The organism is Thermotoga sp. RQ7 (genome assembly GCF_000832145.1).
Taxonomy (GTDB): domain Bacteria; phylum Thermotogota; class Thermotogae; order Thermotogales; family Thermotogaceae; genus Thermotoga; species Thermotoga neapolitana.
In genome coordinates this window covers 767,344-784,766 of sequence record NZ_CP007633.1, presented here as the reverse complement: position 1 = coordinate 784,766, position 17,423 = coordinate 767,344, and the positions used below count along the sequence as shown (strand labels likewise).

The window sequence follows — 17,423 nt, the reverse complement described above, 5'->3', positions numbered from 1 at the left end:
AAAAAGAGAATAGAACCCGAAAAGAGAAGTTACACACTCTGGAGCTGAAGCAAACTTCAAGGTTTTTGTCCTCGGGTCATTGAAATATGGATAGCAGCCCCCCGATTTTGTTGAGCCGGATCGAATCTTATATGGAGGGTTTGATCCTGGCTCAGGGTGAACGCTGGCGGCGTGCCTAACACATGCAAGTCGAGCGGGGGAAACTCCCCTTTGGGGAGGAGTACCCAGCGGCGGACGGGTGAGTAACACGTGGGTAACCTGCCCTCCGGAGGGGGATAACCAGGGGAAACCCTGGCTAATACCCCATACGCTCCATCAACGCAAGTTGGTGGAGGAAAGGGGCGTTTGCCCCGCCGGAGGAGGGGCCCGCGGCCCATCAGGTAGTTGGTGGGGTAACGGCCCACCAAGCCGACGACGGGTAGCCGGCCTGAGAGGGTGGTCGGCCACAGGGGCACTGAGACACGGGCCCCACTCCTACGGGAGGCAGCAGTGGGGAATCTTGGACAATGGGGGAAACCCTGATCCAGCGACGCCGCGTGCGGGACGAAGCCCTTCGGGGTGTAAACCGCTGTGGCGGGGGAAGAATAAGGCAGGGAGGAAATGCCCTGCCGATGACGGTACCCCGCTAGAAAGCCCCGGCTAACTACGTGCCAGCAGCCGCGGTAATACGTAGGGGGCAAGCGTTACCCGGATTTACTGGGCGTAAAGGGGGCGTAGGCGGCCTGGTGTGTCGGATGTGAAATCCCACGGCTCAACCGTGGGGCTGCATCCGAAACTACCAGGCTTGGGGGCGGTAGAGGGAGACGGAACTGCCGGTGTAGGGGTGAAATCCGTAGATATCGGCAGGAACGCCGGTGGGGAAGCCGGTCTCCTGGGCCGACCCCGACGCTGAGGCCCGAAAGCCAGGGGAGCAAACCGGATTAGATACCCGGGTAGTCCTGGCTGTAAACGATGCCCACTAGGTGTGGGGGGGTAATCCCTCCGTGCTGAAGCTAACGCGTTAAGTGGGCCGCCTGGGGAGTACGCCCGCAAGGGTGAAACTCAAAGGAATTGACGGGGGCCCGCACAAGCGGTGGAGCGTGTGGTTTAATTGGATGCTAAGCCAAGAACCTTACCAGGGCTTGACATGCCGGTGGTACCTCCCCGAAAGGGGTAGGGACCCAGTCCTTCGGGACTGGGAGCCGGCACAGGTGGTGCACGGCCGTCGTCAGCTCGTGCCGTGAGGTGTTGGGTTAAGTCCCGCAACGAGCGCAACCCCTGCCCCTAGTTGCCAGCGGTTCGGCCGGGCACTCTAGGGGGACTGCCGGCGACGAGCCGGAGGAAGGAGGGGATGACGTCAGGTACTCGTGCCCCTTATGCCCTGGGCGACACACGCGCTACAATGGGCGGTACAATGGGTTGCGACCCCGCGAGGGGGAGCCAATCCCCAAAGCCGCCCTCAGTTCGGATCGCAGGCTGCAACCCGCCTGCGTGAAGCCGGAATCGCTAGTAATCGCGGATCAGCCATGCCGCGGTGAATACGTTCCCGGGCCTTGTACACACCGCCCGTCACGCCACCCGAGTCGGGGGCTCCCGAAGACACCTGCCCCAACCCGAAAGGGAGGGGGGGTGTCGAGGGAGAACCTGGCGAGGGGGGCGAAGTCGTAACAAGGTAGCCGTACCGGAAGGTGCGGCTGGATCACCTCCTTTCTAGGAGATTTTCGGGGGCTGCTATCCATATTCCAATGGCTCGGGGGCTCGTAGCTCAGCTGGTCAGAGCGCACGCCTGATAAGCGTGAGGTCGGTGGTTCGAGTCCACCCGAGCCCACCATTGGTGGGGACGTAGCTCAGCTGGGAGAGCGCCTGCTTTGCAAGCAGGAGGCCAGGGGTTCGAATCCCCTCGTCTCCACCAAGGTGAAGGGTCATTGAAAACTGCATAGGGGAGAGTAGGAGGTCAAGGTACTAAGGGCACGCGGTGGATGCCTTGGCGGCGGGAGGCGATGAAGGGCGTGGCAAGCTGCGATAAGCCCGGGGGAGCCGCAAGCAGGCGTTGATCCCGGGATTCCCGAATGGGGAAACCTGGGTGGCCGTTGAGGCCACTCGCCGCCGAAAGGCGGTGCGACACCGGGGGAAGTGAAACATCTCAGTACCCCGAGGAAAAGAAATCAACCGAGATTCCCCTAGTAGCGGCGAGCGAACGGGGAGGAGCCCAAACCAGCGTGGTGCCAAAGCCCGTGGGCGTTGCCACGCTGGGGTTGCGGGACACGACCGGGCGAGGCCACGGACTCGCCGGGGAGTTACAAATCCCTCCTCTAGCCGAACCACCTGGGAAGGTGGGCCGGAGAGGGTGACAGCCCCGTAGGCGAAAGGGGAGGGACTCCCTGGGTCGTGTTCCCGAGTACCACGGGACACGTGGAATCCCGTGGGAAGCTGGGGGGACCACCCTCCAAGGCTAAATACTACCCGCCGCCCGATAGTGCACCAGTACCGTGAGGGAAAGGTGAAAAGCACCCCGGAAGGGGAGTGAAAGAGGACCTGAAACCGCGTGCCTACAAGAAGTCGGAGCCCCCATTTGGGGGTGACGGCGTGCCTTTTGATTAATGAGCCCGCGAGTTGCCGTCGGTGGCGAGGTTAAGCCGATTGAGGCGTAGCCGTAGCGAAAGCGAGTCCGAACAGGGCGTCTAGTCACCGGCGGCAGACCCGAAGCCGGGTGAGCTACCCCTGGGCAGGGTGAAGGTGGGTTAAAACCCACTGGAGGCCCGAACCGGTGGACAGTGAAAAGTCCTCGGATGACCTGGGGGTAGGAGTGAAAAGCTAACCGAACCCGGTGATAGCTGGTTCTCCCCGAAATGCATTGAGGTGCAGCCTCGGGTGGTCTGTGCAGGGGGTAGAGCACTGATGGGGCTAGGGGGGTTTCCTCCGAACCCCGTCAAACTCCGAATCCCTGCACACAAAGCCCGGGAGTGAGCCCGCGGGGGATAAGCTCCGCGGACGAGAGGGGAACAACCCAGACCGCCGGCTAAGGGCCCGAAGAGGTGGCTAAGTGGTAAAGGATGTGGGGCGCCTAAGACAGCTGGGATGTTGGCTTAGAAGCAGCCATCATTTAAAGAGTGCGTAACAGCTCACCAGCCGAGGCGCCCTGCACCGAAAATGTAACGGGGCTCAAGCCACCCCCCGAAGCCGCGGGTCAGTACCTCCGCTGGAGGTACTGGCGGTAGGGGAGCGTTCCGCTGTAGGGTGAAGGCGGACCCGCGAGGGCCGCTGGACGAGGCGGAAGTGAGAATGCGGGCATGAGTACGCGAGAGGAGGGTGAGAATCCCTCCCCCCGTAAGCCCAAGGGTACCTGGGGAAGGGTCGTCCGCCCAGGGTTAGCCGGGACCCTAAGGTGAACCCGAAAGGGGTAGCCGAAGGGAAGCCGGTTAATATTCCGGCGCCACCTGCGGTCGATGGTACGAGGGGTGACGCAGGAGGGTAGGCGCCGGGGGCAAGTGGCATGCCCCTCCAAGCGGTTAGGGCGATGACGGGCGTAGGTAAATCCGCGCCCCGAGCCTGAGCCGTGATGGGGAGGTCCCTTCGGGGACCAACGGCGCCGACCCCACACTGCCGAGAAAAACCTCGCGTACCGCTTGAGACCGTAGGTGCCCGTTCCGCAAACCGACACAGGTGGGCGGGCTGAGAAGGCTCAGGGGAGCGGGTTAACCCTCGCCAAGGAACTCGGCAAATTGGCCCCGTAACTTCGGGAGAAGGGGTGCCGCGTTAGGGTGAACCCGGGGGAAGGGGCAACCCGGAAACCGGGGGAGCCCGAGGCGGTCGCAGTGACAAGGCCCTGGCGACTGTTTACCAAAAACACAGGTCTCTGCTAACTCGAAAAGAGGAAGTATAGGGACTGACGCCTGCCCAGTGCCGGAAGGTTAAGGGGAGGGGTGAGGCTCCCCTTGTGGGAGCGTAGCTCCGACCCGAAGCCCCGGTAAACGGCGGCCGTAACTATAACGGTCCTAAGGTAGCGTTCGCTGCCTGCCCACAGGGAAACCTGTGGGGCAATACCCGGCTGTATGCGGGGAAGCCCTTAGAGCCCTTCCTACCTGGGGGCTGCGGCCAGCCCAGGTAAAAATGGAAGGGATTGGGCAATCCGCAGGAAACCCCGTTGAGGGGGGATCCTCAGAGACTGTACGCCGGGCATCCAGTCCCCGTGAGAAGGGGTGGAAATCTTGGATCTCAAGCCTGACTGGGTCGTTGGGTTCGTCGATGGTGAAGGTTGTTTCTACGTTGGTGTCAGCAGAAATCGCACCATGAAAACGGGTTATCAGGTTCTCCCCGAATTCAGGATCGTCCAGCACAAGCGTGACATACAGGTTCTGTACGCACTGAGGAAGTTCTTCGGATGCGGTGTTGTGCGGAAGAACCACGACGATCGATACGAACTAAGGATCAGAAAAAGGTCGTGCTTGAAGAAAGTTGTAGAATTCTTCGAAAAACATCCTCTAAAGACGAAGAAAAACGTTGACTTCAAAAAATTCAGAAGGATTCTCATAATGATGGAACGGGGAGAACATCTCACAAAAGAAGGTCTCATCAAGATACTGGAAATCGCCATGGAAATGAACACAGGAAACCACGAAAGGTTGAAACGAACCCTCGAAGAGATCCGGGGACTGGATGAAGATACAGTCCACCCCCACTCCGAAAGGGTGGGATAAGGGTGAGCGAAATTCCTTGTCGGGTAAGTTCCGACCTGCATGAATGGCGTAACGACTGGGGCACTGTCTCGGCGGGGGGCCCGGCGAAATTTCAGTCTGGGTGAAGATGCCCAGTACCCGCGGCTAGACGGAAAGACCCCGTGGAGCTTTACTGCAGCCTGGTATTGGGCTCTGGTGCATCGTGTATAGAATAGGTGGGAGGCTGTGAAGCTGCCTCGCCAGGGGCGGTGGAGCCGCCAGTGGAATACCACCCTCGGTGCACTGGAGTCCTAACCTGACCCTGTGAAGAGCAGGGTGGGGACAGTGCCAGGTGGGCAGTTTGACTGGGGCGGTCACCTCCTAAAGAGTAACGGAGGTGCGCAAAGGTCGGCTCAGGTGGGTTGGAAATCCACCGTAGAGTGCAAGGGCATAAGCCGGCCTGACTGCGAGGCCGACAGGCCGAGCAGGGGGGAAACCCGGCCCTAGTGACCCGGCGGCCCCGTGTGGAAGGGCCGTCGATCAACGGATAAAAGTTACCCCGGGGATAACAGGCTGGTCCCGCCCGAGAGTTCACATCGACGGCGGGGTTCGGCACCTCGATGTCGGCTCATCCCATCCTGGGGCTGAAGCAGGTCCCAAGGGTTGGGCTGTTCGCCCATTAAAGGGGTACGTGAGCTGGGTTCAGACCGTCGTGAGACAGGTCGGTCCCTATCTGCCGCGGGCGTAGGAGGCTTGAGGGGGGTCCTCCCTTGTACGAGAGGACCGGGAGGAGGGGGCCTCTGGTGTACCGGCTGTCGCGCCAGCGGCATACGCCGGGTAGCTATGCCCCTAAGCGATAACCGCTGAAAGCATCTAAGCGGGAAGCGCGCCCCAAGATTAGGCCTCCCATCCCGTTAAGGGAGTAAGGCCGGTCCGAGAAGAGGACCTTGATAGGCCGGGGGTGTAAGCGCCGCAAGGCGTTGAGCCCACCGGTACTAATCGGCCGAGGCCTTGACCTCCGAAATCCCCTATGCAGTTTCCAATGATCCTTCGAAGTATCCCCGGGTGCCGATACTGGGGCGGGAAACACCCGGTTCCATTCCGAACCCGGCCGTTAAGCCGCCCTGGGCCGATGGTAGTATGGGGGCAGCCCCATGCGAGAGTAGGTAGCGCCCGGGGATTTGTTTTTTATGAAGGGGCTCTTTCAAGAGCCCCTTTTTGTTATAATGATATCAAGGGGGTGATCCAGTGGCGGAAAAACTTCCCATAAAGACGGTGATGGCTATCCTTGTGGAAAACAGAAAGGAAACGGCTGAGAAGGTTCAGAAAATCCTCACCGCCTGGGGATGTTTGATCAAGACAAGACTGGGCCTTCACGATGGTGTTCTGGACAATTGCTCGGACGCCGGACTCATCGTTCTTGAACTTGTGGGAAGTCCGCAGCAGCACAGAGAACTCTGTGACAAACTAAACAAACTACCGGGTGTGAAGGCCGATTACATGGAACTGTCCTTCGATGAAAAGTAAGCCCCTCGAAAAGAGGGGCTTTTTTCACCAGGCAGTCCAGGTGACCCAGAGTCTTACATTTATTATCTCAACGGTCACGGTGGCTCCATTTGTGGAGCTGTAGTTTCTCTGCCCAAAGATCACCCAGAGTGTAACGTCTTCTCCGTTGTTTATCCTGTTCAGAGCTTCTTTCAGAGCGGGTGAGTTGCTGGCAGAGATGGAAGGAGAATATTCAGTCTGCTGAGGAGCGTTAATTTTGATATCAATATCACCGATAGTCGGTGTTGATGTTGGCTCGGTGAGAGAAAAACCTATGAATCCTTCAAGATTAAGATCTCCTTCCACGGTGACATTTCCACTCACCTCGATGTTGTGAAGGTGCACTGTTCCTGGAATACCAGCCTCTTGCTGTGCGTTTTTCACATCTTCCGCTTTGATGATAAAGCTTGTCCATGTTGCATCCAGGGTGGTGGAGCTTCCTTGTGGAATCCCGAACACTTGAGGTTCGATACCGAGGTTTCCAAGATCGATAGGAATGGGTACTGGAATACAGCCGGAAACAAGCAGCAAAATACCAGATGTTATGAGTGCAGACCAGAAGAGTACTCTCTTCATTCTTTCACCTCCTTTCTTTAATGGTATCATTTTGAAACTTTTTTCCAAAGCGTGTTAAAATTCCTTTGAGAGGTGATCGAATGCCGGTTACTTTCCTCACGGGTGCCTCGGAGACCAAAAAGGAAGAGCTGATAAAAAAACTTTTGAAAGACGAAAAAGCGGAGTACATAAGGATCCATCCGGACGATCCCGATAAATTGAACTTTCTGAGATCCATCATCAACACAAGAACGATATTTTCCGGAAAAACCGTGGTGGACATCATCGATTTCGATTCGTGGCGCTCTCAGGAACAAAAGCGCTTCCTTGAACTCGTAAAAAACGTTCCAGAGGATGTCCACATCTTCGTGCGATCCCAGAAGTCGACCGCAAAGGGTGTGAACCTGGATCTACCAAAACCCTGGGAGACGGACAAGTGGCTTGAGTGGATAGAGAAACGTTTCAGAGAGAGTGGATTGAAGATCACAAAAGATGCGCTGCAACTCTTCTTTTCCAAGGTTGGAACGAATGATCTTCTCATAGAAAGAGAGATCGAAAAACTGAAGGCTTACTCCGAAACTGGCAACATCTCTGCAGAGGACGTGGAGGAAGTGGTCTTCACCTACCAGAGTCCAGGATACGACGAGTTCTGCTTTGCCGTCTCCGAGGGCAAAAGAAGGCTCGCCCACGCCCTTTTGTCACAGATGTGGAAGAACACAGAACCTGTGGTGATCTCCGCTGTGCTCGTGAATCATTTCCTCGACCTTTTCAAACTGGTCGTGCTCGTCACCAGGAAGAGGTACTACACCTGGCCGGATATATCGAAGATCTCAAAAGAACTCGGTATGCCGGTTCCCAGGGTGGCACGCTTCCTTGGATTTGCGTTCAAGGCCTGGAAGTTCAAGGTGATAAACCACCTTCTCTACTACGATACCACCAAACTCGAGTCGATCCTCAGGAAACTCTACGAACTGGACAGATCCGTTAAAAGCGAAGAAGATCCAAAACCCTTCTTCCACGAATTCATCGAAGAGGTGGCACTGGATGTATATTCTGTTCAGGGAAACGAAGAATAACTGGTACAGTATCGCTGCTCTGCTTTCTACGATATACAGCAGACATCTCGACGTGGAAGCAAGACCTGTAAAATTCGGTGAAATAAAGAACTTCCCTCCCGATGAAACCGTGGTTGCTTACTCTTTCATGAGTTTTGACCTTGAGGTTGTGAAAGAGGAAGTTGTCCAGTTGAAAAAACAGGGCTACACGCTCATAGCGGGAGGCCCGCACGCAAGTGCCGATCCTGAAGGCTGCCTGGGAATGGGATTCGACCATGTTTTCATCGGAGACGGTGAAGAGAACATCCTGAGGTTTCTGATGGGAGAAAGAGAAAGGATCTTCGATGGGATTTCAAAGAGAGTCAATCTGAACCACTACCCGCCTTTCCTTCCTTCGAAGGGAATCTACATGCCCATCGAAATCACAAGGGGATGTCCCTTCTCCTGTGCGTACTGTCAGACCCCAAGTCTTGCAGGAAAACAGGTGAGGCACCGGGATGTGGATGTGATCATTCATTACGCAAAGCTCGGTGTGGAAAAAAACAGAAAACTGGCACGTTTCATAGCTCCGAACTCCTTCGGATACGGTTCTAGAAACGGAGTAACACCGAATGTCGAAAAGATCGAAGAACTCCTTTATGGACTCAAAAAAGTGGGTGTTGAGGAGATCTACTTCGGTACCTTCCCCTCCGAGGTAAGACCTGAATCCGTAACCGATGAAGTGCTGAAAGTGGTGAAAAAATATGTCAAAAACCGATCGATAGTGATAGGAGCTCAGAGTGGAAGCGACAGAGTATTGAAGATCATAAAACGCGGGCACACAGTTGAACAGGTGGAGGAGGCAATAGAAAAGATCGCATTTCATGGTTTCACACCGCACGTTGATTTCATATTCGGGTTTCCGTTCGAGACAAAGGAAGACATAGAGATGACGTTTAACTTCATCATGAGAATTGTAGAAAGATACGGTGCGAAGATACACGCCCACACCTTCATGCCACTTCCTGGAACGGAGCTTTTCAGGGCAGGGCCTGGAAGACTCACGAAAGATCACTACAGGTTCCTTGGAAGGCTTGCCTCAAAGGGTATACTGGATGGATACTGGTTGAAACAGGAAACACTATCAAGGAAGGTGTACGAAATTGCGAGTGGCGGCGGTTCAGATGCTCCCGGCAATCGGGGGGTTCGAGGAGAATCTGAGTAGAATAGAACACTTTGTAGAAGAAGCCATTTCAAGCGGTGTGGACGTGATCGTGTTCCCTGAGCTTACGATCAGTGGTTACACATGGGATGAGAAGACGCTTGAAAGGGGAGCCAGGTTCTTTGAGGAAGTTGTCAGAAAAAAACTTTTGAGGCTCTCAAGAGAGGGACAGATCGTCATCGTCACCGGCACTCCCAGGATCGTTCTGGGAAAACTCCGAAACTCCCTGGTGATTTTCAAAAAGAAGAGAGAACTTCTTTTTTACGATAAGACGCATCTTTTTCGTGGAGAAAAGGATGTCTTCGAACCGGGAGAGTATTTCCTCGTTTTCTCTCACAGAGGAGTGATCTTTGGAACGCTGATCTGTTACGAGATAGGTTTTCCAGAGATCTCCCGGATACTGACTCTCAAAGGAAGCAAGGTGATACTTTCTTCCTTTGCCTTCGGAAAAGAAAGAGGGCACACCTACGATATCGCAACAAGGGCGCGGGCAGTGGAGAACGGAGTCTTTCTTGTGGCCTCGTCCATGTGTGGCAAGGGATTTGTGGAGTTTGTGGGGAGAACAAGGATAGTTGCTCCCAACGGAAAGGTCCTCAGAGAACTGGAGACCAGTGAGGGTGTGATCTTCGAGGACATCGATCCTGACATCGTTTATCATTACAGGTACGACGAAGAGGGCGACTCCCACGCATACCTCAAAAACTACAGGGCTCACATGTACAGTTTGCAGAAGGGGAGGTTGTGAAGGTGAGGTACTTCGGAACCGACGGGATAAGGGGTGTTTTCGGGGATACCCTGACCGATGAACTGGCGTTTAAGGTAGGAAAGGCGCTGGGAGAGATCGTCGGAGAAGGAAAAGTTCTCATAGGAAAGGACACAAGGGTTTCTGGGGATTCTCTGGAGGCGGCCCTCGCCGCAGGGCTCACCTCGATGGGTGTCGATGTTCTCTCCTGTGGAATCCTTCCCACACCTGCTGTGGCCCTTCTCACAAGGATCACAAGGTCCTACGGTGTGGTTATCTCGGCCTCTCACAATCCACCAGAGTACAACGGTATAAAGGTCCTGAAAAACGGTTACAAGATACCGGACGAGTTGGAGGAAGAGATAGAGAGGAGAATGGAAGGAGAGTTTCAGAGACGGTACGTCGTGGGGAAGATCAAGTCTTTCAGGGAAGGAAAAGATATGTACATCGGTGCCGTTCTTGAGATGTTCAAAGATCTTGACCTTTCCGGAAAGAGCGTTTCCCTTGATCTTGCCAACGGCGCCACAACGACCACGGCGAAAGACGTGTTCGAGTTCCTCGGTGCCGAGGTTGAGGTTTTCAACTCCTCTCAGGACGGTCTTCTCATAAATCAGGGCTGCGGTGCCACTCACCCGAAATTTCTCGCAGAGGAGATGAAGAGGGGTAGAATAGGTTTTTCCTTCGATGGTGATGGTGATCGTGTGATCGCTGTAGACGAGGAAAGAAACGTGGTGAACGGCGATAAGATCATAGGAATACTGGCAGAGGGAATGATGGAGGAAGGAAGACTGAGGGAATCCGTCGTTGTAGGAACCATCATGACCAACGGGGGGCTCGAGGAGTATCTGAGGAAACGGGGAATAGAACTTGTTCGAACGAAGGTGGGAGACAAGTACGTTCTGGAGGAAATGCTGAAGTCAGGGGCAAATCTCGGTGGTGAAAGATCGGGGCACATCATAATCCTCGACAGAAGCACAACGGGAGATGGTCTCATAACCGCTCTGGAACTGATGAGAGTCGTTGAAAGGTTGAAGAAGAATCTCTCAGATCTTGCAAAAGAGATACCGGATCTTCCACAGATCACCAGAAACGTGAGGAGGACGGAGAAAACCTCTCTAGAAAATGGAAGATTGAGAGAGTTGATCGAAAGGTACAGTGCCGAGGGTTATAGGATCGTGGTGAGACCGTCCGGGACAGAACCCGTCGTAAGGATCACCGTCGAGGGAAAAGATAGAAACAGAGTGGAAGAGATTGCGGAAGAACTTTCAAGGATTCTCGAGGGTTGATATTCCGTACTCTATCCACACTTTGGCGAGGGTGAGCATCTCACCCCAGCCAACTGCACACTCGAGTTTTATCTTCATGTCCTCTTCTGTAAACACAATCGTGTGGTCCTCCACATGGACCCACGTTCCGTTGTAACTCGATGGGAAAAACTCCATTTTCACCCTCGATCTGTAGCCGTCTTCGTAGGAGTTCCAGGAGAATTCTATCAGATGGGGTGGTTCGAGTCTGTGGATCACCCCTTCGTCCGTCACTTCTTCTCCGAAGGTCTTTCTCACCCATCGAAAGAAAATCCTTCCACCCTCTTTCAGTTCCATCTTCATCCCATCTGTGAACCATCCATCCCAGCCTCTTTCATTCACGAATACCTTCCAAACCCTCTCCAGGGGAGCTCTTATGTGAACTCCTGCTGTCGTTGGAGGAATCTTCATCTTCTTCCCTCCTGTAGACATCCATAATTTCTCTTTCCAGTTTCAAAAAGGCTTTCACAACTTCGGGAGAGTAAAGCTTTCCGGATAGTTCTTCTATTTCCTGAAAGGCCTCTTCCAGCGTTTTTGGTTTTTTGTACGGTCTTCTGGACACCATCGCATCGAAGCTGTCCGCCACCGCCACTATGAGACCAGAAAGTGGTATTTCCTTTCCCTTGAGACCTTTCGGATATCCGGAGCCGTTCCATCTTTCGTGGTGCGTGAGGGCAATCTCCGCTCCAAGTTGAAGGATGGGAGAAGAACTTCGACTGAGGATCCTGAATCCAATGGTGGTGTGTTGTTTCATGATCTCGAACTCTTCCGGGGTGAGAATGCCGGGTTTCAAAAGGATTCTGTCTGGAATTCCTATCTTTCCGATATCGTGAAGAGGCGCCGCAAACTGTATCTCCGTAACGAAGGCCTCATCCATTCCCATCTCCTCTGCTATCCTGCCTGAGAGCCACCCCACCCGTTCTGTGTGTTTGTGGGTTTCTGCGTCCCTGTACTCGGAGAGCATGTTCAGTATATCGAGGACCTCAAACAGAAAGTCTTCGTATTCTGTGAAGAACTCTTCTGCGGTCTTTTCAAGAAGGGAAAGCTTTTTCTTCAGGGATTTCAGATAACTGTTTCTGTACAGATGAAACACCCTGTTTCTGAGGGCGTGGGTTATTTTCAATTTCAGAAGTTCCAGGTTAACGGGTTTTTTGATGAAGTCATCGGCACCCGCTTCCACACTCTTTTTCACGGTCTCTGTGTTGTCGTACGCTGTTACAACGAAAACCACACAGGAGGGATTTCTCGACTTTATCTCGCTCACCAGTTCTATTCCGCTCATTCCAGGAAGTTTCACATCCACCAGTGCAACATCGACCTTTCTGGAAAGATCGAGGGCTTTCTCTCCGCTTTCCGCTTCGAGGACGTTGAAACCAGAGAGCCTCAAGTACTGGCTTACAGCCTCTCGTGTGATCTCATCATCCTCTACGACCAGTACCGTCATCGCTATCCCTCCTGATGGGAAGGACTATTTTGAAAGTAGTTCCCCCGTCTTTTGAGATCTCCATACTTCCGTTCAGGTAGTTCACCAGTTTCTTGACAGTGAAGAGCCCAAACCCGTTCGGCGATTTCAGGCCCGGCCCCGTGTCAGAGACAATCAACAAGATTCTATCATTTCTTTTCTCCACACTGAGGGTTACCCTTCCGGAGGGAGTGTATTTCACGGCGTTCGAAAAGAGGTTTGTGACCAGTGCAAGGAAGGCATCTCTGTCGAGTTCGAGTTCTTCAAAGTCCAGGATGAGTTCCACTTCGAGGCCCTTCAACCTGGCCATTTCCAGAATAGGATTCAGCGCTTCTTCAAGATCGATCCTTTTGACCGTTTTCTTTTCACCAATCGACATCTTCAGTATCCTTTCTATCTCCCTGTTCATCTCCTGACAGATTTTCTCTATGTTTCCGGCGATGGATGATGTTTCAGGATAACGAAGTTTCAAAAGCTGAGCGCTCACATAGATGGCGTTCACAGGATTTTTCAGGTTGTGTGCGAGGTTCTTTGTGAGAACAAGATGCACTTCCTGGAATTTCCTCCTCTCTTCCAGAAAGAGGATGTATTCTTCGACGAATTCGGAGAAGATGCCTTTCAGACGCAGAAGATAGGAAGGGGAATCTTCTTGGAAATGCCTGTTGAAGAGTTCCTTCACGTTTTTTTGATCGGTTTCCCGGAGGATATCCGACATGATCCGGGGAATTTTGGCAAGAAAATCCTGAACGTTTTTGAATGCGGTGGAAATCTCTTCAGGGGGAACGTTCATTTCCTCTGAAAGTTTCTCTGCCTCCTTTTTTGGAATATCCACGTATTTCTTTACAAAGTGCCATGCCAGAAAGAGACTTCCTGAAGTGATGTGGTAGGGGTAGATATCTCTGGAGAAAAAGAAGAACAGCGAGGAGATAGAGTAGAGAAAGACACTCACCGTGAGAAAGGTGGAAGGTAGTCTTCTGATGAGCAGAACCACAGCGAAAAAAGCGAGTGACAAAGTTTCAAGATAAAGCGACAGATCGAATTTCAAAACAGAGAGGACAAAGAGGAACGCGAATGTGGAAAAGACCGCTATTTTGCATAAATTTTTCCTCTTTTGAACCAAAAAGAAGAGAAAACCTTCGGCGACCAGGAACTTGGAGCTGCTCAGGAACACCCACGACTTTTCTGGGTTCATGAGAAAGGCCCGAAGGAAGAAGAAGGAAAGAAAGGAAGAAAAAAGACAGGAAAAGGCAAAGAATTCCTGCGAGCTGTCTTTTTTTAGGCTCGTGTGGTGAATGATGAAGGAAAGAAAGAGGGCAACAAAATTCAAAACCGAGACGATCACTACGTTCGTTGCTGCTGGAAATATGAAGTACATAAGAACCATGCCAAAAAGTAAGATCACCATAAAGGGTCCATGTTATCCCCTCCTCTGATTAATTTAACATATGAGTTGGTTTCTCGTCAATAATTTTATGAAATTTCGTTTTTTAAATTACGATATAATACCCTATAAAACCAAAGATCACTTTATAGAACAATCTAACAATATTTCTCATAAAATGCCATTGTCTCATGATATCATGATATAGAAAACATCACGGGAGGTGGCATCGTGGATTTCTGTCTGAAACCGATAGGTGTGATAAGATCTCCCTACAGAAACGTGGCGGAGTGTCCCTTTCAGGGAAGGTTTTCCAGGGAGGATTTCATCATCGAACTGTACCCGGAGTACGAAGAGGGGCTGAAGGATATCGACACATGCTCTCATCTGATAATTCTCTACTGGCTCCACAAAGCAGACAGAGAAAAGCTGATCGCTCTTCCTCCATTTGATAGAAAAGAACATGGTGTGTTCGCCACGCGCTCCCCTCACAGACCAAACCCTATAGGGTTTTCCGTTGTGGAACTTTTGAAAGTGGATGGGAGGAGATTGTTTGTGAGGGGTCTCGATGCCCTGGATGGAACACCGGTCGTTGATATCAAGCCTTATTCCTCAAAGATCGATTGCGTGGAAAATGCCAGAATAGGATGGTTTGAAGGGGTGAAAATGGATGAGATTTAAAAGATTTTTGCTGGTGTTTCTTATCTTTGTTTCTCTTTCAGGATTTTCCGATGTTGTGATGGATCTTTTGGGAAGAGAGGTGGAGATCCCTTCTAAAGTTGAGAGGATCGTGGCGGCAGGGCCCGGTGCCCTCAGGTTGATCGTCTATTTGAACGCCACCGATATGGTCGTTGGTGTGGAGGATTTCGAACGTTTGAGGCCTCTTGGCAGGCCCTATATACTGGCACATCCAGAACTCAAAGAACTTCCCAGAATAGGTCCTGGGGGCCCTGGAAAACTTCCGGATATGGAAGCACTGGTAGTGTTGAACCCGGATGTTTTGTTCATGACCTATGTCGACGTCAAAACGGCTCAGGACGTTCAGGGAAAGACTGGAATACCCGTGATTGTACTCAGTTATGGAGATCTTGGAACGTTCGACGATGAAGAACTTTTTGATTCGATTGAACTTTTGGGTAAGATCCTTGGAAAAGAAGAAAGGGCGCGTGAAGTGATCGAGTTCATAAAACAGATCCAGGAGGATCTTTCGAGAAGAACGGAAAACATCGAAAGTCCCACCGTCTACGTTGGTGGTATCGGCTACAGGGGAGTTCATGGGATCGAAAGCACGATGGCACATTATCCACCTTTCGTTGCTCTTCGTGCCAGAAACGTGGTCGATGAACTGGGAGAAGGTCACAAATTCATCGATCTTGAAAAGTTACTGGAGTGGAACCCTGAGTACATCTTCATCGATGAAAATGCTTTGAGCATGGTTCTTGAGGATTACAGAAAGCGTGGAGAATTCTATGAACTGCTGGATGCCGTGAAGGAAAAGAGGGTATTTGGTATTTTGCCGTACAACTACTACACTACAAACATCGGAACGGCCCTTGCTGACGCGTATTTCATCGGGAAGATTCTCTATCCGAAACGTTTTGAAGACATCGATCCAGAAAAAAAGGCAAACGAAATATACGAGTTTCTCCTTGGAAAGGCGGTATACGAGGAGATGGCAAAACAATTCGGAGGATTTGGAAGAATAGATCTTTCTTCGGGGAAAATCCTTCGAGGTGAGTGATGAACTACAGAAGGTACGTCTCAAGAAACATCCTGATCGGTGTGGTTTTGTTAGTTCTTCTTTTCATCACGATGGTGTACGCACTCTCTCATGGAGGGTACGATCTTTCTTTTGGTGAGGTCTTGAGCGCTCTGTTTGGAAGAAGTGGCAGAAAGACCCATGTTCTCATCTGGAACATAAGATTTCCCAGAGTGCTGGCCGGTATTTTCACCGGTGCCTCTTTGGCCGTTTCAGGTGCAGTTGTTCAGGGGGCTTTGAGAAATCCTCTTGCCAGTCCTTTCACGATGGGTGTATCGCATGGAGCGATGTTCGGAGCTTCCCTTGCGATAATTCTGGGAGCGGGTTATTCGGAGAGCACGGGAAGAATCGTTCTGAGCAACCCTTATGTTATTATCCTTTTCGCCTTCGCAGGTGCGATGATACCATCGATCGTTATTTTCATCCTGGGAAAGACGAAGAAGGCAGCACCGGAGACGGTGGTCCTGATGGGAATCGCTATGAGTTCGCTTTTCACCGCTGCCACAACGCTGGTTCAGTACTTTGCAGACGAACTTCAACTTGCAACCATGGTTTACTGGAGTTTTGGGGATCTTGGAAGGGCAACCTGGAAAGGGAATGTTCTTCTTCTTACAGTTTCGATCGCGATCTTCGTTTATTTCTTCCTGAAAGCCTGGGACATCAACGCTATGGTTGCCGGGGATGAGGTTGCGAAATCTTCCGGGGTGAGAGTAGAGAAGATCAGACTGGTGATGGTTCTTCTTTCATCGTTGATGACAGCTGTCGGGGTAGCACTTGTTGGTGTGATAGGGTTTGTGGGCTTGGTCTCTCCACACATGATCAGGATTTTCATCGGAGAAGATTACAGGTTTCTCGTTCCCTTCTCCGCTCTGCTGGGGGGGTTGATTCTTCTTCTGGCCGATACCTTTGCTCGTCTCCTGTTTTCACCAATGGTTCTACCCGTGGGAGTGGTGACTTCCTTTCTTGGGGCACCTCTTTTCATATATCTTCTGGTTCGGAGTGATCGCATGAAATGAACGTTCTGAGGGTGAAGAACCTTTCTTTCGGTTACAGACGAAAAGAGGTTCTGAGGGAAATTTCGTTCGAAGTGAAGAGGAAGGAATTGGTTGCTATTCTGGGGCCAAACGGTGCTGGGAAAAGCACGCTTCTGAAGTGCCTGGCCGGTATTCTGAAGTGTGAAGGTGTGGAGATTTTAGGAAAACCCATCAGTGTTTACACCAGAGAAGAGCTAGCAAGAGTCATTGGATACGTTCCGCAGAAGTTTTATCCGGGTATGATGAGAGTTTTCGATGTGGCCCTTCTTGGAAGGCGACCTTATATGAAGTTTGGACCTTCGAGAGAAGACATAAAAATGGTTGAATCCTTGCTTGAAAGGCTTGGGTTATCTCATCTGGCTCTGGAGAATGCCAGTAATTTGAGTGGCGGCGAACTGCAAAGGGTGAACATCGCCAGGGCCCTCGCTCAGAATCCTGAAATACTCCTTCTCGATGAACCAACCAGCAACCTCGATCCGAAAAACCAACTGGAGGTCATGCAAATCGTAGAGGACTTCGTGAAAATGGGAAAAACAGCCATCATGGTGGTTCACGATATAAACCTGGCACTCAGATTCGCTACAAGGTTCATTTTCATGAAAGACGGAAAGATCGTGAAAGATGGCGGGAAAGAAACCCTGAAACCGGAGACGTTCGGTGTGGTTTATCACGTGGATGGCTCTGTCGAGAATGTTTCTGGTTTTCCCGTTTTCGTTTTGAAAAGAAGCAGGTCTTGAACAGGAAGAAAAGA

The 17,423-nt window shown here is 51.9% G+C and carries 13 protein-coding genes, 2 tRNA genes and 3 rRNA genes; 14 read left to right on the top strand and 4 right to left on the bottom strand.

Annotated elements, in window-relative coordinates; translation table 11 throughout:
• Positions 1-128: 128 nt before the first annotated feature.
• From TRQ7_RS04005 to TRQ7_RS03980, 6 genes are all read left to right on the top strand, one after another.
• A 16S ribosomal RNA gene (locus TRQ7_RS04005) occupies positions 129-1,689 on the top strand.
• Positions 1,690-1,733: 44 nt separating this feature from the next.
• Positions 1,734-1,810 (top strand) — tRNA-Ile (locus TRQ7_RS04000).
• 5 nt (positions 1,811-1,815) lie between these two features.
• Positions 1,816-1,891: transfer RNA gene (locus TRQ7_RS03995), tRNA-Ala, on the top strand.
• A 40-nt stretch (positions 1,892-1,931) separates the two neighbouring features.
• Positions 1,932-5,653, top strand: a 23S ribosomal RNA gene (locus TRQ7_RS03990).
• A gap of 42 nt (positions 5,654-5,695) precedes the next feature.
• Positions 5,696-5,812: ribosomal RNA gene (gene rrf, locus TRQ7_RS03985) — 5S ribosomal RNA — on the top strand.
• Together the 16S, 23S and 5S rRNA genes with 2 tRNA genes alongside form the textbook arrangement of a ribosomal RNA operon.
• Positions 5,813-5,882: 70 nt before the next feature.
• Positions 5,883-6,161: a hypothetical protein gene (locus TRQ7_RS03980; protein WP_015919003.1), complete on the top strand. Its 279-nt coding sequence runs from the start codon at positions 5,883-5,885 to the stop codon at positions 6,159-6,161.
• A gap of 24 nt (positions 6,162-6,185) precedes the next feature.
• Here the strand turns inward: TRQ7_RS03980 and TRQ7_RS03975 are convergent, their stop codons facing one another.
• The gene (locus tag TRQ7_RS03975) at positions 6,186-6,755 is read right to left on the bottom strand and encodes a hypothetical protein (protein ID WP_041844071.1); all 570 of its coding nucleotides are present in this window, start codon (positions 6,753-6,755) and stop codon (positions 6,186-6,188) included.
• Positions 6,756-6,835: 80 nt separating this feature from the next.
• Here TRQ7_RS03975 and holA point away from each other — a divergent pair, with 80 nt between their 5' ends.
• From holA to glmM, 4 genes are read left to right on the top strand one after another with little or no spacing between them, the layout of a single operon-like run.
• On the top strand, positions 6,836-7,810 hold the full coding sequence (gene holA / locus TRQ7_RS03970; RefSeq protein ID WP_015919001.1) for a DNA polymerase III subunit delta: 975 nt from the start codon (positions 6,836-6,838) through the stop codon (positions 7,808-7,810).
• Positions 7,779-8,993 (top strand): TIGR04013 family B12-binding domain/radical SAM domain-containing protein, encoded by a 1,215-nt coding sequence (locus TRQ7_RS03965; RefSeq protein WP_041844070.1) that lies wholly within the window; start codon positions 7,779-7,781, stop codon positions 8,991-8,993. The genes holA and TRQ7_RS03965 overlap by 32 nt, the downstream gene beginning before the upstream one ends.
• Positions 8,953-9,735 (top strand): carbon-nitrogen hydrolase family protein, encoded by a 783-nt coding sequence (locus TRQ7_RS03960; protein WP_343327291.1) that lies wholly within the window; start codon positions 8,953-8,955, stop codon positions 9,733-9,735. Before TRQ7_RS03965 ends, TRQ7_RS03960 begins: the two co-directional genes overlap by 41 nt.
• Positions 9,732-11,018 (top strand): phosphoglucosamine mutase, encoded by a 1,287-nt coding sequence (gene glmM, locus TRQ7_RS03955; RefSeq protein WP_015918998.1) that lies wholly within the window; start codon positions 9,732-9,734, stop codon positions 11,016-11,018. Before TRQ7_RS03960 ends, glmM begins: the two co-directional genes overlap by 4 nt.
• Here the strand turns inward: glmM and TRQ7_RS03950 are convergent.
• Genes TRQ7_RS03950 through TRQ7_RS03940 form a run of 3 tightly spaced genes read right to left on the bottom strand, consistent with a single transcriptional unit; the run spans position 10,998 to position 13,903 of the window.
• A complete protein-coding gene (locus tag TRQ7_RS03950) occupies positions 10,998-11,447 on the bottom strand; it encodes an SRPBCC domain-containing protein (protein ID WP_038066695.1) in 450 nt (149 codons plus the stop codon). The genes glmM and TRQ7_RS03950 overlap by 21 nt on opposite strands.
• On the bottom strand, positions 11,371-12,480 hold the full coding sequence (locus TRQ7_RS03945) for a cyclic di-GMP phosphodiesterase (protein ID WP_041844068.1): 1,110 nt from the start codon (positions 12,478-12,480) through the stop codon (positions 11,371-11,373). The genes TRQ7_RS03950 and TRQ7_RS03945 overlap by 77 nt, the downstream gene beginning before the upstream one ends.
• Positions 12,455-13,903: a HAMP domain-containing sensor histidine kinase gene (locus TRQ7_RS03940; RefSeq protein ID WP_236681738.1), complete on the bottom strand. Its 1,449-nt coding sequence runs from the start codon at positions 13,901-13,903 to the stop codon at positions 12,455-12,457. Before TRQ7_RS03940 ends, TRQ7_RS03945 begins: the two co-directional genes overlap by 26 nt.
• 207 nt (positions 13,904-14,110) lie before the next feature.
• On the opposite strand from TRQ7_RS03940, the gene tsaA reads away from it, so the two are divergent.
• From tsaA to TRQ7_RS03920, 4 genes are read left to right on the top strand one after another with little or no spacing between them, the layout of a single operon-like run.
• Positions 14,111-14,560: a tRNA (N6-threonylcarbamoyladenosine(37)-N6)-methyltransferase TrmO gene (gene tsaA, locus TRQ7_RS03935; protein WP_041844067.1), complete on the top strand. Its 450-nt coding sequence runs from the start codon at positions 14,111-14,113 to the stop codon at positions 14,558-14,560.
• Positions 14,550-15,620: an iron ABC transporter substrate-binding protein gene (locus TRQ7_RS03930; protein WP_041844066.1), complete on the top strand. Its 1,071-nt coding sequence runs from the start codon at positions 14,550-14,552 to the stop codon at positions 15,618-15,620. Before tsaA ends, TRQ7_RS03930 begins: the two co-directional genes overlap by 11 nt.
• Complete coding sequence (locus TRQ7_RS03925; protein WP_236681737.1) at positions 15,620-16,654, top strand: iron ABC transporter permease; 1,035 nt, start codon at positions 15,620-15,622, stop codon at positions 16,652-16,654. The genes TRQ7_RS03930 and TRQ7_RS03925 overlap by 1 nt, the downstream gene beginning before the upstream one ends.
• Complete coding sequence (locus TRQ7_RS03920) at positions 16,651-17,409, top strand: ABC transporter ATP-binding protein (protein ID WP_015918990.1); 759 nt, start codon at positions 16,651-16,653, stop codon at positions 17,407-17,409. The genes TRQ7_RS03925 and TRQ7_RS03920 overlap by 4 nt, the downstream gene beginning before the upstream one ends.
• Positions 17,410-17,423 lie beyond the last annotated feature (14 nt).